Consider the following 23,021-nt stretch of genomic DNA (forward strand, 5'->3'; position numbering starts at 1 on the left):
GATAGGGTGACCTCGTGGACTGGAGGTCGTTATGTCAGGTTTTATTGAAGGTTCAGGCCGTAGTCAGGCCAGTTTATTTCCCGCGCGTTTGGAGGATTGGATTTGCGAAGACAATCCAGTTCGTGTCGTCGATGTTTTTGTGGATGCATTGGATTTGAGTGATCTCGGGTTTGGTCGTGTGGCTCCGGCCAACACGGGTCGACCAGGATATCATCCTAGCGTTTTGTTGAAGCTTTTCATTTACGGCTATCTGAACCGGGTCCCATCCAGCCGTCGCCTGGAACGAGAGGCCAATCGGAATGTTGAGGTTATGTGGTTGATGGGTCGCCTCGCACCGGATCACAAAACGCTTGCAGATTTCCGTAGGTATAACGCAACCGCTATCAAAAAGACCTGCGCGCAATTTGTTGAACTTTGTCGTCGGGTTGGTGTTCTGGGTGGCGGGTGTGTCGCCATTGATGGGAGTAAATTCAAGGCCGTGAACAACCGAGATAGAAACTTCACACCGCGAAAGATTGCGCTGCGTATCGGCCACCTTGAACAAAGTGCCGCTCGTTATCTTGAAGAGATGACTCGGGTTGATCGACAAGAAGCACGCGAAATACGCGTTGATAAAGTCCGCCACTTGGAAACCAAACTTAAGCGTGTTCAGGCAGAGGTACATCGCCTGAACAGCATAGTAGAACAGTTGAAAGATACGCCGGATGGCCAGATATCATTGACGGATCCTGATGCGCGGTCGATGGCAACCCGTGGCAAAGGCACCGGGCTAGTTGGATATAACGTTCAGACAGCGGTCGATACCCAGACGCATTTAATCGTGGCACACGAGGTCACAACGGTCGGCAATGATCGCACCCAACTCGCCCCCATGGCCAAGGCTGCGAAAGCTGTGCTCAAGCTCGACAAACTGGAAGCAATTGCTGATCGTAGCTATTTCAACGGGTCACAAATTCTGACCTGTGATCAAGTTAAAATCACGGCAACTGTTCCGCGCCCAGAGACTTCTGGCAACCGTAAGAAGGGTATGTTTGTGAAGGCAGACTTTGCCTATAATGCCGAGACCGATGTCTACATTTGTCCCGCTGGCAAGCACCTCACATATCGATACACGCGCGAAGAAGGCGGTCTGATGCAACGCCGGTATTGGCAAAACGAATGCCAAAGATGCCCGTTACAGCCCCAATGCACGACGGGAAAAGAGCGTCGTATCACGCGCTGGGAACATGAACATCTCATCAACGAAGCAGCCGCGCGGATGGAACGTGACCCAGACCTGATGCGGACGCGACGCTGCACTGTCGAACATCCCTTTGGGACACTGAAATCCTGGATGGGAACCACCCATTTCCTAACACGGAGATTAACGAATGTCGGCGCTGAAATGGCACTGAACGTCCTTGCCTACAACATCAAACGCATGATCAACATGATCGGAGTTGGCACGTTAATGAAGGCCATCACGGCCTAATTGCAGCTATTCCGGCGCAATTTAGTTCCCAAAATGCTACCGCGGGATCAAACTAGAACCCAATTGGCGCCCCTCTGTTCGGAGAAAAAAACGCAGACGATAAAATCGAAAAATCCGAAGGCTCAACGAAGAGTTTTTACACAGCCTCGGCCCGTTGCAGACACTTTGCGTGAAACAACGTGCAGTACGGGTTGCAGCCCGTTATCTACGGTATGGACCATGTCGCCGGCGCGTAGGTCTTCGACTTCAACCTCACCCCGTGTTGTTGTTATCCTGCTTCTGCGGGTGAAGCATGCAAGATTGACGTTATCAGCAGTCAGATCTTCGGCTGCAACCCCGGTCAACGTGATCGAACCGCCACCTAACGACGCATTATTCAGTACCCCATCATCATTCAGATCGGCACGTGCTTCGGCAAGGTTCGTGTAAAACGTCGATAGGTCGAGGAAATCGTTGTTCGTTTGATCACCGTCGTTGATGTCTTGACCAGTGCCTGTGTTAAAGTCAGTGATAACGTCATTACCGTCACCCACATTATACACAAACGTATCATCTCCGTCGCCACCCGTCAGGGTATCGTTATCGGCACCGCCGGTAATAGTATCATCGCCGCCGTCACCATCAATAGTGTCATTGCCGGCGCCACCATTCAGGATATCGTTACCTTCGACACCAGCTGCGATTCCCGTTGTAGAGCAGTCAGGATCGGGGGCACCGTTCAGCATCGGCGTTGTCAGTAAATCCTGCGTTGCCCCGCCCGTATCAGGCCCGTTCACAGTTGCCCGAAGAACGTTCCCGCCACCATTTTCCCAATATCGAATTTGAACAGTATACGTTTCACCCGCGTTCAGCGTTATCGCCCCACTACGTGACGTATCTGGCTGGTGAAAGTCATTATTCAAATAGCTATTATCGCCAATCGGGGAACTTTGTGAATCCCAAATGACCGGATTACCGGAAGAGTCAAATATCTGAAGCGTCGATCCGTCGTCTGAGCTTGTCGAGAAAGTATACGATCCACCAGAACCAACCGAAATCGTGTTCGTGTATATGACGCCAAAATCATTTGGGTTGCCGCCCACTCCGCGGACGGTGTTCGTAATACCCTCGACATCGAAATCTGTCACATATCCAGAAGCGGTCCGTTCAGACGCATCGCTACCAATATCAAAAGCCTGATTGGACCCTGAACCAAAATTGTGATCAAAGGTTTCAAAGTGCCACGCACCCGCAACTGGGCCGTCACCCTGAAGGACACCATCTTCAGCACCGCCATTTATAGTATCGTTACCCAACCCGCCTGTAAGCTGGTCAGCATCATTCGATCCAGAAATAGTCTAATTACCCTGTGTTGCAGGGTTTGTGCTATCGTTATCTGCCATACAGGCAATCCTCGCAAAAGATGTTTACCACTTACCTTTATTTAGCAAAGCGTAATAGGATTAGACAATAAACTCTTAGGTATAGGCCTCAAAGCGGAGTTTTGTTGCGATTTTACCCTAGACAAATGGAAAATAGTGAAAATTGCCTGCCGAACGACCCAAACGGCAGGCAATGCGACCTTATCCGATCATGTTATACTTAGGACCGTAAGGATAGCTTGTAACATCCTCATTTCCCGTATCAGTAATAAATAGGATGTCGTGCTCACGATATCCGCCTGCTCCCGGGTGACCTTCCGCAATGGTTAACATCGGCTCCATTGAGATCACCATGCCAGGTTCAAGCACCGTGTCGATGTCCTCACGCAGCTCCAGTCCCGCCTCGCGGCCATAATAATGCGACAGCACGCCAAACGAATGCCCATAACCAAAGGTACGATATTGCAGCAGATCTCGTTCCTCAAAGAAGGCGTTAATCTTGGCTGTCACCTCGGAACACTTTGCACCCGGCACCAACAGCGACATGCCGTACTCATGGGCGGCTACGTTTGCTTCCCATATAGCGAGGCTCGCATCATCGACCTCCCCCACGAACAGTGTCCGCTCAAGTGCTGTATAATACCCGCTGATCATCGGAAAAGTATTCAGGGACAGAATATCACCCTGCTCTAACACGCGGCTCGTCACGGGGTTATGCGCGCCATCTGTGTTGATCCCCGATTGGAACCAGACCCACGTATCGCGGTATTCGGCGTCCGGGAAACGCTTTGCGATCTCAAGCTCCATCGCGTCACGACCTGCCATTGCGACGTCAATCTCGCGGGTGCCGGGCTTGATCGCGTCACGAATAGCAAAGCCGCCGACATCGGCAACAGCAGCACCGGCGCGGATCAGGTCCAGCTCTGCCTGTGACTTATGCATCCGTTGCAGCATTGCCGCCGGGGCAATGTCGGTCATTGCAGTGGGGGCCATGAATGCCTTGAGCTTTTCATGCTGAAGCATCGTCAGGTGATCACCTTCATACCCAACATGCCGGCCCTGCCCCGTCACCGAGACGATCGCACGCCAGAAATTGTCGCGCTCCCAATCCGTGTAGGTGATGTTGTCTCCATAGCAGCGCCGCCAAGGCTGCGCGGCATCAATCCCCGCGCTAATCGTCACACAATCCGCCTGCGTCACAACCAGCCCATAAGGCCGCCCAAAAGCGCAGTACAAAAACCCCGAATAATAGGCGATGTTGTGCATCGACGTGAAAACAGCGGCCTCAATCCCCTGTTGCGCCATAATAAGACGCAGGCCAGCCAGCCGAGCTTCGTATTCAGAAGCAGCAAATGGCAGGACTTCGGCACCTTGGTGAAAACGGTAAAATTGCGGACGTGCAGTCATGTCAGACCCTCGCGAAAAGGTCCCGGCGTTCAGGACATCATGTATGGAATCACAACGACGCCATCGTTGTTGTTAAAATGCTAAGCTGCGTGCGTACCCAAATCAATGCCCGTCATTGGTTAAGCGGAAAGCCACATCGTCACGCTATGCTGGATATTGAGCGCCGTGGACGTGATCCGATTACGGGCACACACCACGCTAAAAACTCAACAAGCTGAGTTGAGGGAATGTCTGCTGTGCGGACGAAACTACCGTTGATCAAGAAAACAAAAGCCTCATCTCCCAAACTTGATTTTGCTTGACCTAAGCGATATTAAAACGATGACGCGCCAGTAAATAAACAATTTCGGTGACAATTAGGGTCGTAAAATCGCCCACCTGATAGCGGTGGAGGGTAACCGCCCGACGCGTCAACCAACGTAACTTTAGCCTCAAAGCTGCCGTTAGGCTCCAGCCCAACTCATCGCCCGTCAGGATATTCCGCTGGCCCTTTGACCTCAAGCTTATTGCCGAATGGGTCATAGATGTAGAACGAATGCCCGACACCGCGCGCGCCGCCGTGTTGGGCTTCGCGGTCGATTGTGACACCGTGCGCTGATAAATGCGCGCGCATGTCGGCCGGGTCAAAAGGGCTGGTGGCGATGCAGACGTGATCTACGTTCCGCCCGCCGGGTACAGGCGGCACAGCGCTGGCGGCACCCGGATGCGTTACATCCCATAACACGATCAGTGCAGCGCCAGCCCAAACCTGCTCCATCCCCATCGCGGGATATGAATAGCCGGGAACGCAGCCAAGAACATCGTGATAAAACGCCAGCGCTTTGGGCATGTCGTCAACAATGAACACCACGTGGTCAATACCGACCAGGGAAAATGGTGGGGTGCTCATGCGATGTCCCACTCTGGGCACCACGGGCCATTCACAAGGCGCATACCGCGTTCTAAGCCTTCGATCCGTTTTAGTTCTTCTGGCGTTAGTTGCAGATCAGCGGCGGCTAGGTTTTCACGAATACGGTCAGGATTACCTGACGATGGGATGACGATGTGCCCTTCGGACAACAGCCATGCCAAGGCGACCTGACTAGCCGTCGCGCCATGGCTTTTGCCAATTGTCGTCAGAACAGGATCGTCAACAACAGCACCACGCGCAAGCGGAGAAAACGCGGTCAGTGGAATGCCCTTAGCGCGGCAATAATCCACGATAGGTTTGTTTTGCATGAATACATGCAGTTCGACTTGGTTGGTAAGGATCGGACGATCACCCAGTAATTCCAACGCACGATCCATGTATCGCTTCGTAAAGTTCGAAACGCCGATGTTACGGCACAAACCTGCATCATAGACCGCCGCGAATTGCGCCATGTAGTCTTCGATTTCATATTCGTCGTTGATCGAAGGGTAGTGCAACAAAAGTAAATCAACCGGACCAACGCCCAGCTTTTCTAGCGATGCCTCAACATGCGGACGGATTTGACCGGGGCCAAAGCTCTCGGGGGCGACCTTGGTGGTCACCCACAGCTCATCACGTGGCAGGCCAAAATCGGCAATTGCGCGACCAACATGTTCTTCGTTCTGGTAACCCTCTGCGCCATCAATATGGCGATACCCGGCCTGCAAGGCAGACAGCGTACCATCACAGGCAGCATCACCGGGCCTGTTCCACGTGCCGTAACCCAAAAGCGGTATGGTTTTCATGCAATATCCTCCCCTAATCAAAGGGGACTATAACGATTACGTTAGGTAAACCAAGTCCCGAAAATCAGGTCAGTACAAACGTGTCCCTAAATCCAAACCGCGTAGCACGTCCTCGGCTGACATTGCCTTTTTGCCCTGTCGCTGCGCACGTGTGATCTCAACAGCGCCCACCCCACAAGCGATGATGAAGCCGTCTAAAACAGTGCCCGGTTCTGCATTGCCGGGGACAGTACGGCTGGCAAGAAGTTTAACGCGTTCGCCAGCAACATCACACCACGCGCCGGGAAACGGCGAAAGGCCGCGGATTAGGCGGTCGACGTCTTCAGCCGGCTGCGTCCAATCCACCCGTGCTTCGGCTTTGTCGATCTTGGCGGCATAGGTCACACCGTCCTCGGGCTGAACCTGCGGTGAAAGCTGATCCAATCGGTCCAGCGCTTGCACGATCAGATCGGCACCCAACGCAGACAAGCGATCATGTAACTCTCCGGTCGTTTCTTCGGCACCGATGTCAAAGGCCTCACGCAACAATACGGGGCCTGTATCCAACCCGGCCTCCATCTGCATGATGCAGACACCTGTCTCTGCATCACCTGCCATGATCGCACGGTGGATTGGCGCAGCACCGCGCCAACGAGGCAGCAAAGACGCGTGAATGTTCAGGCAACCGTGTCGAGGTGCATCTAGTACGACCTGAGGCAAGATCAGACCGTAAGCGACGACCACCGCGATATCTGCATTTAGCGCTGCGAATTCTTGTTGGGCATCGGGTGTCTTTAACGAAACCGGGTATCGGACAGTCAGACCCAATGCCTCTGCACGTTGCTGGACAGGGCTTGGGCGGTCTTTTTTGCCGCGCCCCGCTGGACGAGGGGGCTGGCAATAAACGGCCACGACGTCGTGCCCAGCAACAACCAAAGCATCCAAGACTGGCACCGAAAAATCGGGCGTTCCCATAAAGACGACACGCATCTTGAACCTCTTCCTTACTTTCAATTTCGCGCAACCGCGCAGATCAAATTTAGCTAAATTTGATCGCCCCCTAACCTCGGTTCAGCTTGCGCGCCTTTTTAATCAGCATATCGCGCTTCATCTTTGTCAGATGATCAAAGAACAACTTACCCGCAAGATGGTCAATCTGGTGCTGGACGGAGGTTGCCCAAAGGCCAACAAAATCGCGATCTTCCTGAACGCCTTGTTCGTTCAAAAACCGAACGGTCACAGCACGCGGACGCGAGACCTTAGCCCAAACACCCGGCAAATTTGGCGAGCCTTCTTCGTGGACGCGCGGCTCTACACTGGCGTGAAGAACTTCTGGGTTCGCCATCCGCACGGCCTGCCCACGCCCCTCGGACGCATCAACAACCGCCAATGCCAACCCGATACCAAGCTGAGGTGCCGCCAACCCGACGCCGGGCATCGTATCCATCGCAACGATCATCTCATCCCAGATGGCGCGGGTTTCGTCTGTGATCTCAGTCACTGGCGCGGCCTTCGTGCGCAATGCCTCGTGCGGCCACATCACATAAGGGCGGTGCATCATAGTTCTATCCCAGTATCGGTGATTAAAATGCCGTTCAGGTGATCCAGTTCGTGACAGGCACAAATCGCCTGCATGCCGTCAAACCGCGCAGATTGCTCGGCGCCATCTACTGACTGCCAGCGCATTTCGACCCAGACGGGGCGCGGCACATCAAAGCTACGGTCAGGGATCGACAGGCACCCTTCGGTCCCAGTTTGCGTTTCGTCCGACTGTGCGATGATCTGTGGGTTCACGAAGACAAGCGGTGCCGGCTCGGCGTCTTTCCACGTGACGTCTGTCACGAAAATCCGCTGGCTAATCCCAACCTGCGGCGCAGCCAAGCCGCGACCGGGCGCGGCATACATCGTTTCCAACATATCATCGGCCAATTGCGCCAACGCTGCATCAAAGGTGTTGATCGCTGTCGCAACTTCGCGCAACACCGGGTCACCGTCAAAACGCAGGTCCAGAACGGCCAACGCCCTAGCCCCGCGCCATTTCGCGTTTCAGCTTTTGCATCTTGCGAGTGATCATCTGGCGCTTAAGCGGCTTCAGGTAATCAATGAACAGCTTCCCATCCAAGTGATCAATCTCATGCTGCACGCATGTCGCCCACAACCCGTCGAACTTTTCGCGCTGGGTTTTACCATCGAGGTTCAGCCATTCGACCTCGACCTCTGCTGGGCGCTCGACCTCGGCGTATTGATCAGGGATCGAAAGACAGCCTTCGTCGTAGACGCTGCGTTCATCCGACGACCACACGACCTGCGGATTGATCAGGACCATGGGCGCAGGTGTCGCGCCTTCGTCTTTTTCGCAATCCATAACAATCATGCGCAGCATCTGCGCAACCTGTGGTGCCGCGAGCCCGATACCGGGGGCATCATACATCGTTTCCAACATGTCATCAGCCAAACGACGGATGTCGTCCGACACCGATGCGACGGGTGCTGTCACCTTCTTGAGCCGAGGATCAGGGTGAATAAGGATATTTCGTAAAGCCATGCGGGTGATCTAATCGCTAACCCGGTGTACCGCAAGAAGGGGGTACAATATCGCGCTTGCACATGGCCCTTCATCTGCGCAACCCTGCGCAAATCAGCCAAGGAGAGCCCCATGACATTCGATACCCCTGTTGATCGCCGAAACACCCATTGTGTCAAATGGGACGGGATGGAAGGCATCTATGGCGTTTCCCCCGATGAAGGTATTGCAATGTGGGTCGCAGATATGGAGTTCCGTGCGCCTGACCCAATTAAAAAAGCCGTCCAAGACATGGTCGATCACGGCGTCTACGGATATTTTGGTGACGAAAGCAAATACCGCGCGGCCATTCAGTGGTGGATGCAGGAACGGCACGGCTGGACCATTGATCCGTCGTGGATTTTCACCACCCATGGTCTGGTGAATGGCACCGCGCTTTGCATCGATGCGTTTACACAACCCGGCGACGGCGTCGTGCTGTTCACGCCCGTCTATCATGCCTTTGCACGAGTCATTCATGCTGCCAACCGCCAAGTTGTTGAATGCGAATTGGTCAACAACGATGGCCGCTATGAAATGGACTTCGACGCCTATGATGCGCAGATGTTGGGCAACGAACGGATGCTTATCCTGTGTTCGCCACATAACCCCGGCGGGCGCGTCTGGACAAAGGCCGAATTAGAAAGCGTCGCGGCATTTGCTAAACGGCACGACCTGATCCTTGTGTCTGACGAAATCCACCACGATCTAACCATGCCCGGCCAGACGCACATCCCGATGCGCCACATCGACGGCATCACTGATCGGCTCGTGATGATGACGGCTACCACCAAGACGTTCAACATCGCGGGCAGCCATTCCGGCAACGTCATCATCGAAGACCCAGATCTTCGCGCAAAATTCAGTGGGCGGATGGCCGCACTTGGAATTTCGGCAAACAGCTTTGGCCTGCATATGGCGACGGCTGCGTATTCCCCCGAAGGTGCTGCTTGGGTCGATGAATTACGCGAGTATTTGAACGAGAACCGCAAGATTTTCGACGCCGGGATTAACGCGATCCCCGGCCTTTCCTCAATGCCGCTTGAGGCGACCTATCTTGCGTGGGTCGATTTTTCGGGCACAGGTATGACACGCGAAGAATTCACCAACCGCGTTGAACAAACCGCCAAGATCGCGGCCAATCATGGCCCGACGTTCGGGACAGGCGGCGAGAACTTCCTACGGTTCAACCTAGGTGCACCCAAAGCACAGATCGAAGACGCCGTCGCACGGATGCAAAAGGCGTTCAGCGACCTTCAGTAAGAATACCTTAGCGCTCCAGCAGACCTGCTGGGGCGAACTCTGGCATGACATAATCGGCAGCAGGTCGGTCCGTCACAGGGCGCAGCCATTTGAATTCAAAGACGCGTTCATTATCTTCAGCGACTGACGATACGACAAGACACTGATAAAGGTGCTTTGGCCCATCATAAATATCGACGTGGCCGCGCAGACGATCAGACGCGTCAAGGTCTAGGGCGAATCCCCCATCCCAGAACCGACGTATCCGATACGTGTCATCGCCGTCGTGAACCGACAAACGATCCTTTCGTTTTAGTGCAGCTTTACGGGCTTCTTCCAAGCCTAGGCGCACCGCCTCTGGCAAGAACTCATACATACTTCCCCCTCCTAATACGCACTAGCATGCCCACAGAACTGTAAACATCAAGTAACGAATTTCCCCAAGAGGTAGGAAATTGGTATTAGTTACGCCTTTCGAACGGGCCTCAGCACATGCGGTTTAGCCGCGTCATAAAGCGCGGAATCCGGAAAACCATTGGAATCCGACAGCGCAGGACCGACCATAATCAGTGCTGTACGCGTGATTTTTGCAGCGCGCACTTTTTCGCGGACATTCATCAGCGTGCCGCGAATAATCAACTGATCCGGCCAGCCAACACGGTATACCACCGCAACAGGGCAGTCCTCGCCATAGTATGGCGCAAGCTGGCGCTCGATCTCACGTAACGCACGAATACCAAGGTGGATCGCCAAGGTGGCACCGGTCCGGGCAAAGTTTTCAAGAGTCTCGCCTTCGGGCATGCCTGTCGATTTCATCGACATGCGCGTCAGGATGATAGACTGCGCTACCTCTGGCACGGTTAGCTCTGTCCCCAGCGCCGCGGCAGCGGCGGCATAGGCAGGCACACCGGGAACAATCTGATAGTCAATTCCATCAGCCTTTAGCCGGCGTATTTGCTCTGCAATCGCACCGTATAGCGATGGATCGCCCGAATGCACACGCGCAACGTTTAACCCCTTTGCATGGGCCGCCAGAATTTCAGCATGGGTTTCATCCAGCGTCATTGGGGCGGTGTCCATCACATGCGCATCGTCAGGTGCACAGGCCACAACGGCCTCGGGCACCAAAGACCCCGCATATAGACAGACCGGGCATTCACCGATCAGTCGTGCTGCCTTAAGCGTCAACAACTCCGGATCACCGGGACCGGCGCCGATAAAAAATACTGTCATCTTGTCTCCTTGGGATGGCGGGTGGGGCGTCTTTCGTATTAGCGAAAGCGCGTCACCCAGCCAGATCCCCATCAATTTTACGGGCATAGCCACGCGGTGTGTACATACGAGGGCCCGTTCCCAACTGCGCCAGACGTGAATGTGACGATCCCACCAACACAACGGTCAGCATATCGACCTCATCCACCTGCAATTCATCCAAACGACGATAACGCACATGTTCCTCTGGTCGGCCAAGTGATGACGCGAGCATCACGGGCGTATCAGCAGGGCGGTGCTGCAACAAAATATCACGCGCCTCGGCCAATAACGTCCGGCGGCGCATCGACACCGGATTATAGAAGGCAATCACAAAATCACCCTCAGCCGCAGCATTCAAACGCTTAACGATGTCTTCGCGCGGGGTCAGCAGATCTGACAGCGAAATCGCGCAGAAGTCATGCCCAAGAGGCGCGCCTGCACGTGCGGCGGCACCTTGCAATGCGCTGACACCGGGGGAACAAATCACTTCTACCCGGCGGGCTGCGTCCGAAACACCCATCTGATCTGGGCCGCGATCTAGCAATTCGAACACCAGAGCACCCATCGCATAAATCCCGGCATCGCCCGAACAAACCAAGGCGACGTTCTTACCTTTGCCCGCTTGCTCTAACGCATAACGGCAACGGTCTTCTTCGCCGCCCAGCGGAAAATCAGACCGTTCTTTGCCAATTGCGAGTGGTCCAAGCAGATCAATATAAAGACCGTAACCGACCAGTTCTTCCGCCTCGGACACAAGCTTCGAAACCTCTGGCGTGCGCCAAGTCGCCTGCCCCGGTCCAATCCCCACAATCGAAAGCGTTCCACGTGCGCGGCCCCGCATGTTTACGACGGGGTCATCCGACCGTGCCAAAGCGCAGGTCGTATTTGCGGTTTTGCTTTTCGCAACAGACAGCTCCGCATCAGAACCTGCCGCAGCAAGTGCCGCCCCTTCAGAGACGCCGTGGCAGCCAACCTCGGCAAAGACCACTTCAGATGGGTTCGCCAAACGGCCAGCCTCTGCCTCAAGTTCAGCCGCTGTGAACACCCGCAAAGGCACACCCAAACGTGCCGCAACAGCGATAATCGCAGGCTCATCAGCCTTAAGGTCAATTGACGCCACACAGGCCACAGCACCGGGTGCCACATCAGCAGCATGCAGCGCACCTTGGACATGTTCCCACATTTCTTCGGTATCTGCATTGCGCGCACAGCCAAGACCAAGCGTAAAACGCTGCGGATGGTAAACAAGCTTGCTTGCGTTTCCTTCGCTCGCGGCCTCGGTCACAAGGATTTCAACATCCCCACCTTCGGGCAATGTGACATCAAACAGTTCCTCATCTGTGAACGTCACGCCGCCGCCAGCCAGCAAAGCGGCCATAACCCCTTTGGCATCTTCGGGATTGTGCAAACGATACCCTGCAGGCGGTTCATCCAAGGCCACACCGATTGCGACATCACCGGCAGTGGTGACTGCCGCATCTCCGCCCAAAGCATCCGCAATCTGACGCGCCAGACGGTTCGCACCGCGATGCCCCCCTAATAGGGGAACAACAACGCCACCATCATCGGACACCGACACAACAGGTGGCTCTGTTGTTTTATCTGCCAGCAACGGCGCAACGGCGCGGATCAGAATACCTGATGCACAGACCCCCACAATGGGTACACCCGCCGCGAATAAATCGCGCGCGTGATCCAGTGCATTCGGGAAAAAGGCATCAGCCTTTTCAACACGGCCGTCGCGGCCATGCACTTGTGCGCCAATTGCAGCGGCAACGCGATGGGCAGTTGCCTCTCCTGACCGGGACAACGCCAAAACTACAGGTTTCAAAGCCATGGATCGGCCCCCTTTGTCAGCAAAATCATTGAAAAATACGGAGCCTTTTCTGGGGCCTCCGCTAACGGCAACACGACCTCTTGGGGAAGTGTCGCGCGTTCGACATACATCGCCGAGTCAGTCAGACCAAGGTCATCGATCACAGCACGAATTTTAGCAAGATGGCGACCAACCTTCATGATCACCACGCTTTCCGCACCTTCGATACGCGTGCGCAATTCACCCTCGGGCAATGGCCCCGGCAGTACAGTCAGCCGTTCATTACGTGCAGCCAGCGGCATTCCGGCACGCGCTGCACAAGCGGTGATAGAGGTCACACCTGGCACGATCTCGACCTGATACTTGTCGGATAGGCGGGCATAGAGATACATGAAAGACCCGTAAAAGAACGGATCACCTTCGCATAGGCAAACGACATCACGTCCCGCATCCAGCGCCGCCGCTATTTGCGCGGCACCTGTATCATAGGCCGCCTGCGCCGGTGCACGTTCAACTGTCATCGGAACATCCATGACAATTTCCTGCGCGTCTGACGCTATCAGATCAGCGGCAATTGCACGGGCGAAACTGTCACCGCCAGCCAAAGATGGATAGGCAACGACCTTTGCGTCTTCGATCAAACGCGCAGCGCGTAGCGTGATCAAATCAGGCGCACCGGGGCCAAGCCCCACACCGTACAAAACACCGGTCATCGCTTCACAAGGCTCCACTGCGTGACTGGCATCGCGGGGCGCCATCCTGTCAAACGACCAACAGGTTCAGCCCGGTGGGTCGAGATTTTCACGAGATCACCACCGTACTCTTTATGCAACGCGATCAATTCGGCTTCGCTTTCTAACGTAACAGCATTCGCGACCAAACGACCCAGCGGACGCAAGGCAGCCCACGCTGCCTCGAACGTTGGGCGGCTTAATCCGCCACCGATAAAGATCGCGTCGGGGGCTTCTAGACCATCCAGTGCTTCTGGTACGGTGCCTTCAACGATAGATAGCTTTGGCGCACCCAAGGCCAGCGCGTTTGCGGCTGCCATCGCCCGGCGATCTGCGCGAGGTTCAATCCCGATAGCCCGGGCGTAACGTGCGGCACGCATCCATTCGATCGCGACTGATCCACAACCACAGCCGATGTCCCACAACAGCGCACCACGCATCGGCATTAACTTAGCGACAGTCGCTGCGCGGACCTCTTGCTTGGTCATGGTGCCGTCAGATTGAAACAGGTTGTCCGCAAGGCCCGGAACACGCGGCAAAAGCGCGGCATCGGGTGCGGCGACACATTCCACTGCGAGTGTGTTGAAAGCGGGAACAACGTGATCCCAGTCTTCTGCAACGCCATCAAAGCGCGCCTCGTCCTTGCCGCCCATCGCGGCAAGCACTGTCATACGTGATTTACCAAAACCCCGGTCAGCCAAAAACCGTGCAATTTGTCCCGGCGTTTCGGCACCTGTTGTCAGCACCAAAAGCCGTGCGTCGGGCTGGATAAAAGCAATCATCTGCTCAACAGGGCGGCCATGCACAGTCAGTGTTTCGACATCCGGCAAAGACCATCCCATCCGCGCGGCTGCCAACTGAAATGCTGAAAGCTGCGGGTGATAAATGATTTCGGACGGATCAATAGCACGGCCAATACGCGCACCTACCGAAAACCAAAGCGGGTCGCCTGTAACCAAAATCACCGCGCGGCGACCACGCAGCGTTTTTATCGTTTCAACCATAGCGTCGAATGGCGACGGCCACGCAAGCCGTTCAGCATTTACGTTCCCCGCAAGCGAATGGTGACGCTCACCGCCGATGATAACCTCCGCGGCCTCGATTACGGCGCGGGTCGCCGGGACAAGCCCATCAAGCCCATCTTCGCCAATACCAACAATGTGTAGCCAAGGATCAGACATCTTCTGGCAACCCCGCTGCCAATGCATTTACTGCGGCTGACGCAATCGCCGACCCGCCGCGCCGCCCACGTAATGCGACGAACTCACAGCCGCGTGGATTGGCGGCCAGCTCTGCTTTGCTCTCGGCCGCGCCGACGAACCCGACTGGAAAGCCAAGGATAACGGCAGGTTTCGGCCCGCCCGCATCAATCAGTTCAAGCAAGTGAAACAACGCTGTCGGTGCATTCCCAACGGCAACAACCGCCCCCTCCAAGTGATCCTTCCACAGTTCAATTGCGGCGGCTGACCGGGTGTTCCCGATTTCAGCGGCGCGTGCAGGAACGGTTGCATCATTCAACGTCACGATGACTTTGTTGTCGGCAGGCAGATACCGCCGGATAATACCTGCCCCAACCATTTCACAATCGCAAAGGATTGGCGCACCCGCCTGCAATGCCGCGTGTCCAGCGGCATAGGCGTTGGGCGAAAACGCCAGCCGATCGGCAACTTCGACCATACCGCACGCGTGAATAACGCGCGTAATCAGCGGGCGCATGTCAGGGGCAAAGCGTTCTAGCCGTGCCTCGGCACGGACAGTCGCAAAGCTTTGCGCGTAGATGGCGCTTGGGTCTTTTTCGTAGGGACGCAAAATCAGGCTTTCATTATCGTGGATAGGCCAGAGCCTCTGGCCGGAGTATTTTGACCAGAGCGCGGTCAGTTTTTCCGCATTTTTCGCGCACTTTCTGGCCCATGCGGGTGGTCAGCATGTGGATAAGGCGCGTGGTGGTGATCATGGTCGTGGTCATGATGATGGTGGTGCCCATGACCATGGTCATGATCGTGATGATGGTGATCATCATGGTGGTGATGGTGGTGGTGGCCCATGTCCAAACGGCACATACCCGTGCAGAACTTATCGCACATTTGACAGTCTTCGACATTGGAACCGGGCGCATTGGCACCCTGCCCTTCGACGTGGTGGTGGTGGCTTTCTTGAACGGCACCGACCTCAGCTTCGAACCCAAGGACTTGTGTCCTGTATTTACATAGCACGCAGGTCGGCGGCGGCACCGCGCCAAAGGCCGGATGGCTGCGTTCTTCGACACTAATGCTGTGTGTGTGGCCGTCTTCCAGTGCCAGAACTTGGCTACGATAACCGCAGATACCGCAGTTAGGCGGCGGGGTATCACTGTTTTGTTCCATGATCCGTTCGGCAAAGGTTTCCAGCACTTTGGGGTGATCCCCCAAGTAGCCTGCTTTGATGAACTGGATACCAGTGTGTTCTTCGGCGACTTGATCGGTGAACCCGTAGATACGGTCGATCAGGATGCCCGAGAACAGGAAGTATGGGAACACGATCACACGCTTGTAGGGCAGCATCGCAACGTGCTGTAGGCAAGGTTCGACCAGCGGGAAAGTAACGCCCGAATACCCGACCTCGCACCAGCCAAAGCCCATGCCCTCTTGAAGCATACGCGCCACTTTGGACACGTTACCGTTCGCATCAGGGTCAGATGCACCGCGACCGATGACAACCAAACATGTCTCAGCAAGTGGCATTGCACCGTGTTCAGCATTCGCCTTATCGACGGCCTCTTGGATACGCCCAGCTGCAGCGGCGATCATCTTGGGATCAACGCCCAATTCGCGACCGTAGCTCACGTTGACGCCGTGCTTGGTCGCGTATGTATTCAACACAGTGGGAATGTCGTTCTTGGCGTGCATCGCGGCGAACAGCATGCCCGGCACGGCCAAAATCTGTTCGCACCCAGCTTCACGCAAACGGTCCAGCCCGTCGCGGATCACCGGGTTTGCAAATTCAAGATAGCCGTAATCTGTTAGCCAGTCGTCGGGCAGATACGCAGGCAGCTTTTCCGCCAAAGTCGCAAATTCATCGACAGCGGACTGGCTACGCGAACCGTGACCGCAGATCATAACGCCCGTTTTCATGCTGCTTCGCCTTCGATCTCTTCTTCATCTTCGGCTTCTTCAGAGTCGTCGTCGGCTTTCTTACCTTTTAGCGCGCCCCAAATTGCAGCCAACCCAGCCAGACCAATTGCAACACCAGCGATCCAGTGATCGTGGCCTGCAGCTTCGGCCCAATGGCCGGGATGTGCGGCTGCGGCGGAACCGGTCATAACCATGGTCAGTGTGAGTAATACGCGCATCTGGTCTCTCCGTTTCGGTTCACGACCAGAAGTCCCACGCGCTGCGCGGGATTCGACGACGTGGTGCTTTGGTCCCCGTTTTGGGTCAACCGCCGCGCCTCCAACCGTTCTGGCCCTGAAAGGGGCTTCGTCTGAGGATTCGTATAAAGCGCCAGCCGCTTCGGAGCAAACAGATAAGCGGCGATTAATGATCAGTCCGCGGCGTCATTTATAATCTGCTGTGTCCGCAGCGACCGCATCCTGCATGTCGCGTAGGAAATCGGGATCAGCCGAATGCACCCGGTTCCAGGTCGGGATAAAAGGCGTTTCATGCGGGTTTTCCAAGAAAAACTGCCCGGCTCGCATGATATTTTCAGCGAACAGCTCGATCGATCGTTCCTCGGAATGACGGTCAATTGTCAGCCCGTTCATCTGTGCATCATTGTAATAGGCATCCAACAAATCCAGCGCGCTGCGGTAATAGGTCGCCTTGAGCGTACGGAATACGTTGCCCGTAAAGATCGTGCCATCTGCCGCAAGCTTTCGTAAAATTGCCTTACAGATGTCAGTGGACATACGGTTCAACCCTGCAGCTGCATCTTCGGGGCTTAGTTCCTGATGCTTGTGGTCGTATGCATCTGCAATCTCGACCTGACAGACCGCTTTGGGCGCAAGGTTACGCCATGCTTCGGATAGCACGCCGATCTCTAGCCCCCAGTCTGATGGAATGCGTAGGTCTGGCAAGATGTTGGTACGCATCGCGAATTCGCCTGACAGTGGATAGCGAAAGCTGCGTAGGTAGTCGATGTAATCGCGATCCCCAATCACCCTCTTAAGCGCGATCAACAAAGGGCTAACCAGTAGACGCGTCACGCGGCCGTTTAGTTTCTCATTACCAATCCGCGCATAATATCCCTTGGCGACCTGATACGGAAAAGTCGGGTTCGCGACCGGATAGACCAACCGCGCCAGCATGTCGTTCGTATAGGTCAAAATATCGCAATCATGAATTGCCATCACAGCGCTATCCTGACAGCCGATCAGATAGCCAAGCGACGACCATACATTTTTGCCTTTACCCTGTTCCGTTGGGGCAAGGCCAAGCGTGTCTAACCGCGCCTCTAGCGCCTTCATCCGTGGACTATCATTCCATATCACCACGTGATTTTGGTTTAGCCCCTCAAAGAACTTTTTCGCGTGGCGAAACTGATCTTCGGTTGCGCGATCAAGGCCAATAATGATCCGGTGTAAGTAGGTGACTTTGGACAGCTCGGCCAAGATGTTTGGCATCGCGTCGGTCTCAAGCTCTGAATAGAGACAAGGCAGGATCAGAGACATTTTGCGCGACTGCGCGAATGTCTCTAGCTCATAAGTCATTTCTTCGTGTGACCGCGTCCGCAAGTTATGCAGCGTTGCGATGTTACCGTTCTGATGAAAATCGACCATAAGCTTGTTCTCTTTCTTAATGTAGACCTAGTTGTTCAACCAATCTAAGGACCGCTTCGTTCCATCCGGCCGGCCCCGGCAGTGTGGTGCGAAATATGCGCCCCGTGGATTCGCCGGGCAATTGGGGTAGCGGCTGGCGGGTTGGATTGGCGACGATCACGCCAAAATCAGCGGCATTTAGCATTTCAACATCATTAGGCGCATCGCCCAGCGCAATGGTATGATGCGGTTTGAGGCGGGCAACGATCTGCGCCATGCCGTCGGCCTTTGTTGCACCAAAGGACAGCGTCAAAAAACGACCGCCTTCACGTGCAGACACACCGCGCGCGGCAAGCCCCGCGATGAATTTCACCCGGCCGTCATCCGTCCCGGACCAAAGACCCGGTTCAGAAAACGCACGTGCCTTGGCAGCCTTTGCACCCGCTGCATCAAGCCCAGTTATTTCGGATACTCGCTCAACATCCATATCGCCAAAACCTTCGAACCCCTGACGCAAATCATCAGGTAGGCCATTCAGAACATCCAAAAGCTGCGCGTATGTGCCGGCGTCATCAGGTTGATCCGTCAACAGTCCGGCACCGTTTTCGACAATGGCGGGTGTTCCCACAATCCCAAGATCAGCTTGAATTTCAGCGATCTCAACAGCTGTTTTACTACTTGAAAGAACTAGGGGTGCATTGATCCGGCGCAATAAATCCAGCGCAGGCCACGCAGCGGACCAAGAATAAGTGTGATGATCTAATAGCGTCCCATCGAGATCAGAGAAAACGACAAGAGAATTACATGCATTCATAATCGCAGGTTCATATGTCGGACGGCGGGATGCAACCCTTTGCACGAAATTCTTTTCGCAGGCGCAGCATTTCCACTCTGTGCACGCACGCACGACAACTGCGCCCGCAACGGTATTTGTCATAATTTGAACATAGGCTAACTAAGCACCAAGCAAATTAAAGGAGACCAAAATGGGTCAGTTGATCGACGGTGTCTGGGATGACGCATGGTACGATACCAAAAAATCTGGCGGAAAGTTCGTTCGTTCCACCACTGGATTTCGCAATTGGATCACTGCAGATGGCAGCGCGGGTCCATCTGGGATGGGTGGCTTCGAAGCAGAAAGCGGCAGATACCATCTGTATGTGTCCTATGCTTGCCCTTGGGCACACCGCACACTTATCTTCCGAGCGCTGAAAGATTTGACGGATCATATCGACGTATCGGTCGTACATCCTGACATGCTTTCGGATGGTTGGACTTTTGCGACCGACTTCGAAGGTGCCACAGGGGATAACCTGTTCGGATCATCCTTCGCCCGCGATATCTATATCAAAGCTGACCCAAACATATCGGGACGGGTCACCGTTCCGATCTTGTGGGACAAAAAACGGCAAACGATCGTGTCCAATGAATCAGCTGAAATTATTCGGATGTTCAACAGCGCCTTTAATGACCTGACGGGCAATACAGATGACTATTGGCCAATACACATGCGCAACGATATCGAAACCGTAAACGAACGTATCTATGACACAGTCAACAATGGCGTTTACAAAGCAGGGTTCGCGACAACCCAGTCAGCCTATGAAGACAGCGTATATCCACTATTTGATAGTCTGGATTGGCTGGAGCAACGGCTTGGCGAAAACCGGTATCTGATGGGGGACACCATCACCGAAGCCGACTGGCGTCTTTGGACAACGCTTATCCGGTTCGACAATGTCTATCACCTGCACTTTAAATGTAACCGCAAGCGGATCGCCGATTATCCAAATCTGATGGGCTTTACGCGGGAACTATACCAGTGGCCCGGTGTCGCTGACACCGTCAACATGGATCATATCGTAAGGCACTACCATTATAGCCACGATACGATTAACCTAAATCGGATCATTCCAATCAATCCGCAGATTGATTTTAACGCTCCGCACGAGCGGGGTTAGGCTGTCCATAGTGTTCGACGATCGCGGCTAAGTCTTTGGGCGGTGTCGCGCTTTCGATAAATGCGCGGGCGTTGGCACTGTGGTTGAAAATTGATCCATCAGAAAAGAACGTTGTGTCTGTGACGAACACAACGTTCGCATCTGGCTGTCGGTACTGGGCAACATCTGCAACCGCGAGCGCACTTCCCTCGCTCAGGACCAAATCAAGCACAATAACTGCAAAATGATCTGTTTCCAGCGCGTCAAGCGCCTCTTTACCAGTCTGCACTAAGGTCACCCTCGCCCGTAAACGCTCTAGATGCCGCCTCCACAGCTGGCCTAGGTTTACGTTACTCTGGACGATCAAGACGTGCATTTTTGCTCCGATTATTGGCTATAATATCGCTTCAGCGCGAAAAGTGTTCGAAAATTGAACCTCGCTTAATCACAAGTCTGTCTAAACCCCTAATGAATAGTTAATGATTCAATTCACCCTGTACCAAAAGACAGGTAAGATTTGTAATCCTTGTGGTTCTGGCAAAAATCCGCTTGAAATGCCGCAATACTAACAACAGGCACGACTTATGACAACTTGGATCACGATCTGCGACACCTGCAAACGCGAAGGCTGGGATGCTGGCGATATGTCCCAAACCGATGGTGAATCGCTTGCCTACCTGATCGAAGCCGCTGCGACTGGGCTTTCAGGGGTTAAAACGCGTCGCGTATCCTGCCTGATGGGGTGCAAACGCGGCTGTAACATCGTGATCCAAGGCAACGACAAACTGAACTATACATTGGGTGATTTCGAAGCCACAACAGAAGCTGCGTCAGGCATCGTAGCTTACGCAATATCCCACAGCAAAAGCGAAACAGGACAGGTGCCCTACCGCGACTGGCCGCAAGCGGTGAAAGGTCATTTCATAACCCGTCACCCGCCGCTCCCTGATACAGAATGACCCAAAAACGCGACCACGGCGGCGGGCTTGATGCTGCAATTACGACTTACGGCGGCACCCGGTCCGACTGGCTGGACCTATCGACGGGCATCAACCCAATGCCTTATCCGCTTCCAGCGTTTTCAAACGACACTTGGACCGCTCTCCCGGACCAAGCCGCATTTGCGCGACTATACGATTTCGCACGTAGCTTTTGGAATATCCCAAAGGACGTTGCGATCATTGGTGCAACCGGCGCCTCTGCGATAATTGCCGCGTTACCACATACGGTTGCCTCTGCCTGCGTGCATATTCCTGGCCCAACCTACAACGAACATGGTGCCGCGTTTCAGGCGGCTGGGTGGAACTTCAGCGACACCCCCCAAGATGCAATGGTTGTCGTACATCCCAACAACCCCGACGGACGCATCTGGAAAGCCTCTGACTTAGACACGCCCTTCACGATCATCGACGAAAGCTTTGGCGACGTTGCCCCAGATCAATCGCTTATCCATTTAGCCAGCCGTCCCGGCACCGTAGTTCTGAAAAGCTTTGGCAAATTCTGGGGGCTTGCCGGGGTGCGGCTTGGGTTTGCGATTGGCGACCCTACCATTATCGCAAAACTAACCGATTTACTTGGACCATGGCAGATTTCGGGGCCCGCGCTCACGATTGGGGCGGCCGCGCTCTCTGATCCGGCGTGGGCGAACCAAACACGCGCACGATTAACGGCAGATTCCGCACGGCTTGATGCGCTCATCACGGGACAGGGTGCTGAATTGATCGGGGGAACAACGTTGTTCAGATTGTACAAAGTACAAGGTGCAACAGCGACCCAACATCAGCTTGCCCAAAACCACGTTTGGTCGCGCAGTTTTCCGTACGCACCCGATTGGCTTAGGCTAGGTTTGCCCGCCACTCACCGCTGGGCACAATTGGAATCCGCGTTTTGATACTTGTCTTTGGTATGTTGCTTGATGCTGCGATCGGCGAACCGCGATTGCTTTGGTCACGGGTTCCACATCCCGCAATACTGATGGGACGGTTGATCGGTTGGTGTGACAAAGCATTCAACACAGGCGATAACAAACGCGTAAAAGGTGCAGCCGTTGTCATGGGCTTGTGCCTGTTGGCTGGTCTTTTGGGCTGGGCGCTGAAATCCATCCCCACCGCCGTTGTCGACGTCGTAATCATCGCAGTGCTCTTGGCACAAAGATCACTCGTCCAGCATGTCCGGGCGGTGGGCGACGCGTTGCGCCTATCGGTTGGGGATGGTCGCATGGCAGTGGCAATGATTGTAGGACGCGATACAAGAAACATGGGCCAAGCTGCAGTCGCACGATCCGCAATCGAAAGCGCCGCCGAGAACCTGTCAGACGGCGTCATCGCCCCCGCGTTTTGGTTCGCCATCGGCGGACTTCCGGGCTTACTCATCTATAAAATCATAAACACGGCCGACAGTATGATTGGCTATCGCACTGAACGACACGAACAATTTGGTTGGGCAGCAGCCAGATTGGACGATTTGCTGAATTTGATCCCCGCACGCCTGACTGCGTTGCTCATTTGGGCTGTGACGAAGCGCCCTCACATTCAGCCAATCCTACAAGAGGCCCCGCGCCACAGATCACCCAACGCAGGTTGGCCCGAAGCAGCCATGGCTCATGGGCTAGACATCGCATTAAGCGGACCGCGCAGCTATGATGGGCAAATGCATGACTTCCCTTATGTAAACGGAGACGGCGAACGTGATCTAACGCCCATCCATGTTGATCAAGCCGTCTATGCACTTTGGAAAACATGGGCATTGGGTCTATGCCTCGCTTCGGTGATCTTTATAATCTGATGGCGTAGGGTGGATTTTAATCCACCACCCCGTATACAGCACTCAA

At 54.6% G+C, this 23,021-nt stretch carries 25 protein-coding genes; 6 read left to right on the forward strand and 19 right to left on the reverse strand.

The features are described 5' to 3' along the window. Positions 1 to 31: 31 nt before the first annotated feature. Positions 32 to 1,471 (forward strand): IS1182 family transposase, encoded by a 1,440-nt coding sequence (locus CLV80_RS10535; protein ID WP_106357887.1) that lies wholly within the window; start codon positions 32 to 34, stop codon positions 1,469 to 1,471. A gap of 122 nt (positions 1,472 to 1,593) precedes the next feature. On the opposite strand, the gene CLV80_RS18750 is transcribed toward CLV80_RS10535, so the two are convergent. From CLV80_RS18750 to def (CLV80_RS10575), 8 genes are all read right to left on the reverse strand, one after another. Then, a complete protein-coding gene (locus CLV80_RS18750; RefSeq protein ID WP_279338298.1) occupies positions 1,594 to 2,805 on the reverse strand; it encodes a Hint domain-containing protein in 1,212 nt (403 codons plus the stop codon). Positions 2,806 to 3,033: 228 nt separating this feature from the next. Beyond that, on the reverse strand, positions 3,034 to 4,239 hold the full coding sequence (locus CLV80_RS10545) for an aminopeptidase P family protein (RefSeq protein ID WP_106357889.1): 1,206 nt from the start codon (positions 4,237 to 4,239) through the stop codon (positions 3,034 to 3,036). Positions 4,240 to 4,699: 460 nt separating this feature from the next. Beyond that, positions 4,700 to 5,128, reverse strand: coding sequence for a VOC family protein (locus CLV80_RS10550; protein WP_106357890.1), 429 nt, complete (start codon positions 5,126 to 5,128; stop codon positions 4,700 to 4,702). Then, on the reverse strand, positions 5,125 to 5,934 hold the full coding sequence (locus CLV80_RS10555; RefSeq protein ID WP_106357891.1) for an aldo/keto reductase: 810 nt from the start codon (positions 5,932 to 5,934) through the stop codon (positions 5,125 to 5,127). The genes CLV80_RS10550 and CLV80_RS10555 overlap by 4 nt, the downstream gene beginning before the upstream one ends. Before the next feature lie 69 nt (positions 5,935 to 6,003). After that, the gene (gene fmt / locus CLV80_RS10560; protein WP_106357892.1) at positions 6,004 to 6,903 is read right to left on the reverse strand and encodes a methionyl-tRNA formyltransferase; all 900 of its coding nucleotides are present in this window, start codon (positions 6,901 to 6,903) and stop codon (positions 6,004 to 6,006) included. A 70-nt stretch (positions 6,904 to 6,973) separates the two neighbouring features. Further along, positions 6,974 to 7,474 carry a peptide deformylase gene (gene def, locus CLV80_RS10565; protein WP_106357893.1) on the reverse strand — a complete coding sequence of 167 codons (501 nt, stop codon included), beginning with the start codon at positions 7,472 to 7,474 and terminating at the stop codon, positions 6,974 to 6,976. Then, the gene (gene def / locus CLV80_RS10570) at positions 7,471 to 7,932 is read right to left on the reverse strand and encodes a peptide deformylase (RefSeq protein WP_106357894.1); all 462 of its coding nucleotides are present in this window, start codon (positions 7,930 to 7,932) and stop codon (positions 7,471 to 7,473) included. The genes def (CLV80_RS10565) and def (CLV80_RS10570) overlap by 4 nt, the downstream gene beginning before the upstream one ends. A gap of 4 nt (positions 7,933 to 7,936) precedes the next feature. Beyond that, positions 7,937 to 8,458 carry a peptide deformylase gene (def, locus tag CLV80_RS10575; RefSeq protein WP_106357895.1) on the reverse strand — a complete coding sequence of 174 codons (522 nt, stop codon included), beginning with the start codon at positions 8,456 to 8,458 and terminating at the stop codon, positions 7,937 to 7,939. 111 nt (positions 8,459 to 8,569) lie between these two features. Here def (CLV80_RS10575) and CLV80_RS10580 point away from each other — a divergent pair, with 111 nt between their 5' ends. Further along, on the forward strand, positions 8,570 to 9,739 hold the full coding sequence (locus CLV80_RS10580; protein ID WP_106357896.1) for a MalY/PatB family protein: 1,170 nt from the start codon (positions 8,570 to 8,572) through the stop codon (positions 9,737 to 9,739). Positions 9,740 to 9,746: 7 nt separating this feature from the next. On the opposite strand, the gene CLV80_RS10585 is transcribed toward CLV80_RS10580, so the two are convergent. The 10 genes from CLV80_RS10585 to CLV80_RS10630 form a co-directional block, all read right to left on the reverse strand. Continuing rightward, complete coding sequence (locus CLV80_RS10585) at positions 9,747 to 10,094, reverse strand: hypothetical protein (protein ID WP_106357897.1); 348 nt, start codon at positions 10,092 to 10,094, stop codon at positions 9,747 to 9,749. An 89-nt stretch (positions 10,095 to 10,183) separates the two neighbouring features. After that, positions 10,184 to 10,951: a precorrin-4 C(11)-methyltransferase gene (cobM, locus tag CLV80_RS10590; protein ID WP_106357898.1), complete on the reverse strand. Its 768-nt coding sequence runs from the start codon at positions 10,949 to 10,951 to the stop codon at positions 10,184 to 10,186. A 52-nt stretch (positions 10,952 to 11,003) separates the two neighbouring features. After that, a complete protein-coding gene (gene cobJ / locus CLV80_RS10595) occupies positions 11,004 to 12,809 on the reverse strand; it encodes a precorrin-3B C(17)-methyltransferase (RefSeq protein ID WP_106357899.1) in 1,806 nt (601 codons plus the stop codon). Beyond that, the gene (gene cobI / locus CLV80_RS10600) at positions 12,800 to 13,501 is read right to left on the reverse strand and encodes a precorrin-2 C(20)-methyltransferase (protein WP_106357900.1); all 702 of its coding nucleotides are present in this window, start codon (positions 13,499 to 13,501) and stop codon (positions 12,800 to 12,802) included. The genes cobJ and cobI overlap by 10 nt, the downstream gene beginning before the upstream one ends. After that, positions 13,498 to 14,700: a precorrin-6y C5,15-methyltransferase (decarboxylating) subunit CbiE gene (gene cbiE, locus CLV80_RS10605; RefSeq protein WP_106357901.1), complete on the reverse strand. Its 1,203-nt coding sequence runs from the start codon at positions 14,698 to 14,700 to the stop codon at positions 13,498 to 13,500. Before cbiE ends, cobI begins: the two co-directional genes overlap by 4 nt. Beyond that, positions 14,693 to 15,328, reverse strand: coding sequence for a precorrin-8X methylmutase (locus tag CLV80_RS10610; RefSeq protein WP_207766559.1), 636 nt, complete (start codon positions 15,326 to 15,328; stop codon positions 14,693 to 14,695). The genes cbiE and CLV80_RS10610 overlap by 8 nt, the downstream gene beginning before the upstream one ends. 65 nt (positions 15,329 to 15,393) lie before the next feature. Further along, positions 15,394 to 16,629, reverse strand: coding sequence for a sirohydrochlorin chelatase (locus tag CLV80_RS10615; protein WP_106357903.1), 1,236 nt, complete (start codon positions 16,627 to 16,629; stop codon positions 15,394 to 15,396). Then, complete coding sequence (locus tag CLV80_RS10620) at positions 16,626 to 16,847, reverse strand: DUF6732 family protein (protein WP_106357904.1); 222 nt, start codon at positions 16,845 to 16,847, stop codon at positions 16,626 to 16,628. Before CLV80_RS10620 ends, CLV80_RS10615 begins: the two co-directional genes overlap by 4 nt. A 204-nt stretch (positions 16,848 to 17,051) precedes the next feature. After that, positions 17,052 to 18,272 (reverse strand): glycosyltransferase family protein, encoded by a 1,221-nt coding sequence (locus CLV80_RS10625; protein WP_106357905.1) that lies wholly within the window; start codon positions 18,270 to 18,272, stop codon positions 17,052 to 17,054. Between the two features lie 16 nt (positions 18,273 to 18,288). After that, positions 18,289 to 19,188 carry an HAD-IIB family hydrolase gene (locus CLV80_RS10630; protein ID WP_311135526.1) on the reverse strand — a complete coding sequence of 300 codons (900 nt, stop codon included), beginning with the start codon at positions 19,186 to 19,188 and terminating at the stop codon, positions 18,289 to 18,291. Positions 19,189 to 19,237: 49 nt separating this feature from the next. On the opposite strand from CLV80_RS10630, the gene CLV80_RS10635 reads away from it, so the two are divergent. Beyond that, positions 19,238 to 20,212 (forward strand): glutathione S-transferase family protein, encoded by a 975-nt coding sequence (locus CLV80_RS10635; RefSeq protein WP_106357906.1) that lies wholly within the window; start codon positions 19,238 to 19,240, stop codon positions 20,210 to 20,212. Here CLV80_RS10635 and CLV80_RS10640 read toward each other — a convergent pair. Continuing rightward, positions 20,187 to 20,567, reverse strand: a complete 381-nt coding sequence (locus tag CLV80_RS10640; protein ID WP_106357907.1) for a response regulator — start codon at positions 20,565 to 20,567, stop codon at positions 20,187 to 20,189. The two genes, CLV80_RS10635 and CLV80_RS10640, sit on opposite strands and share 26 nt — an antisense overlap. Positions 20,568 to 20,775: 208 nt before the next feature. Between CLV80_RS10640 and CLV80_RS10645 the strand changes: the two genes are divergently transcribed. The 3 genes from CLV80_RS10645 to cbiB are packed head-to-tail and all read left to right on the forward strand — an operon-like array spanning position 20,776 to position 22,975. Next, positions 20,776 to 21,150: a DUF1636 family protein gene (locus tag CLV80_RS10645; protein ID WP_106357908.1), complete on the forward strand. Its 375-nt coding sequence runs from the start codon at positions 20,776 to 20,778 to the stop codon at positions 21,148 to 21,150. Further along, the gene (locus CLV80_RS10650; protein ID WP_106357909.1) at positions 21,147 to 22,082 is read left to right on the forward strand and encodes a threonine-phosphate decarboxylase; all 936 of its coding nucleotides are present in this window, start codon (positions 21,147 to 21,149) and stop codon (positions 22,080 to 22,082) included. The genes CLV80_RS10645 and CLV80_RS10650 overlap by 4 nt, the downstream gene beginning before the upstream one ends. Then, entirely contained in the window at positions 22,079 to 22,975 is an 897-nt protein-coding gene (cbiB, locus tag CLV80_RS10655) for an adenosylcobinamide-phosphate synthase CbiB (protein ID WP_106357910.1), read from the forward strand. Before CLV80_RS10650 ends, cbiB begins: the two co-directional genes overlap by 4 nt. Positions 22,976 to 23,021: the final 46 nt, after the last annotated feature.

The organism is Yoonia maritima (assembly GCF_003003285.1).
Taxonomy (GTDB): domain Bacteria; phylum Pseudomonadota; class Alphaproteobacteria; order Rhodobacterales; family Rhodobacteraceae; genus Yoonia; species Yoonia maritima.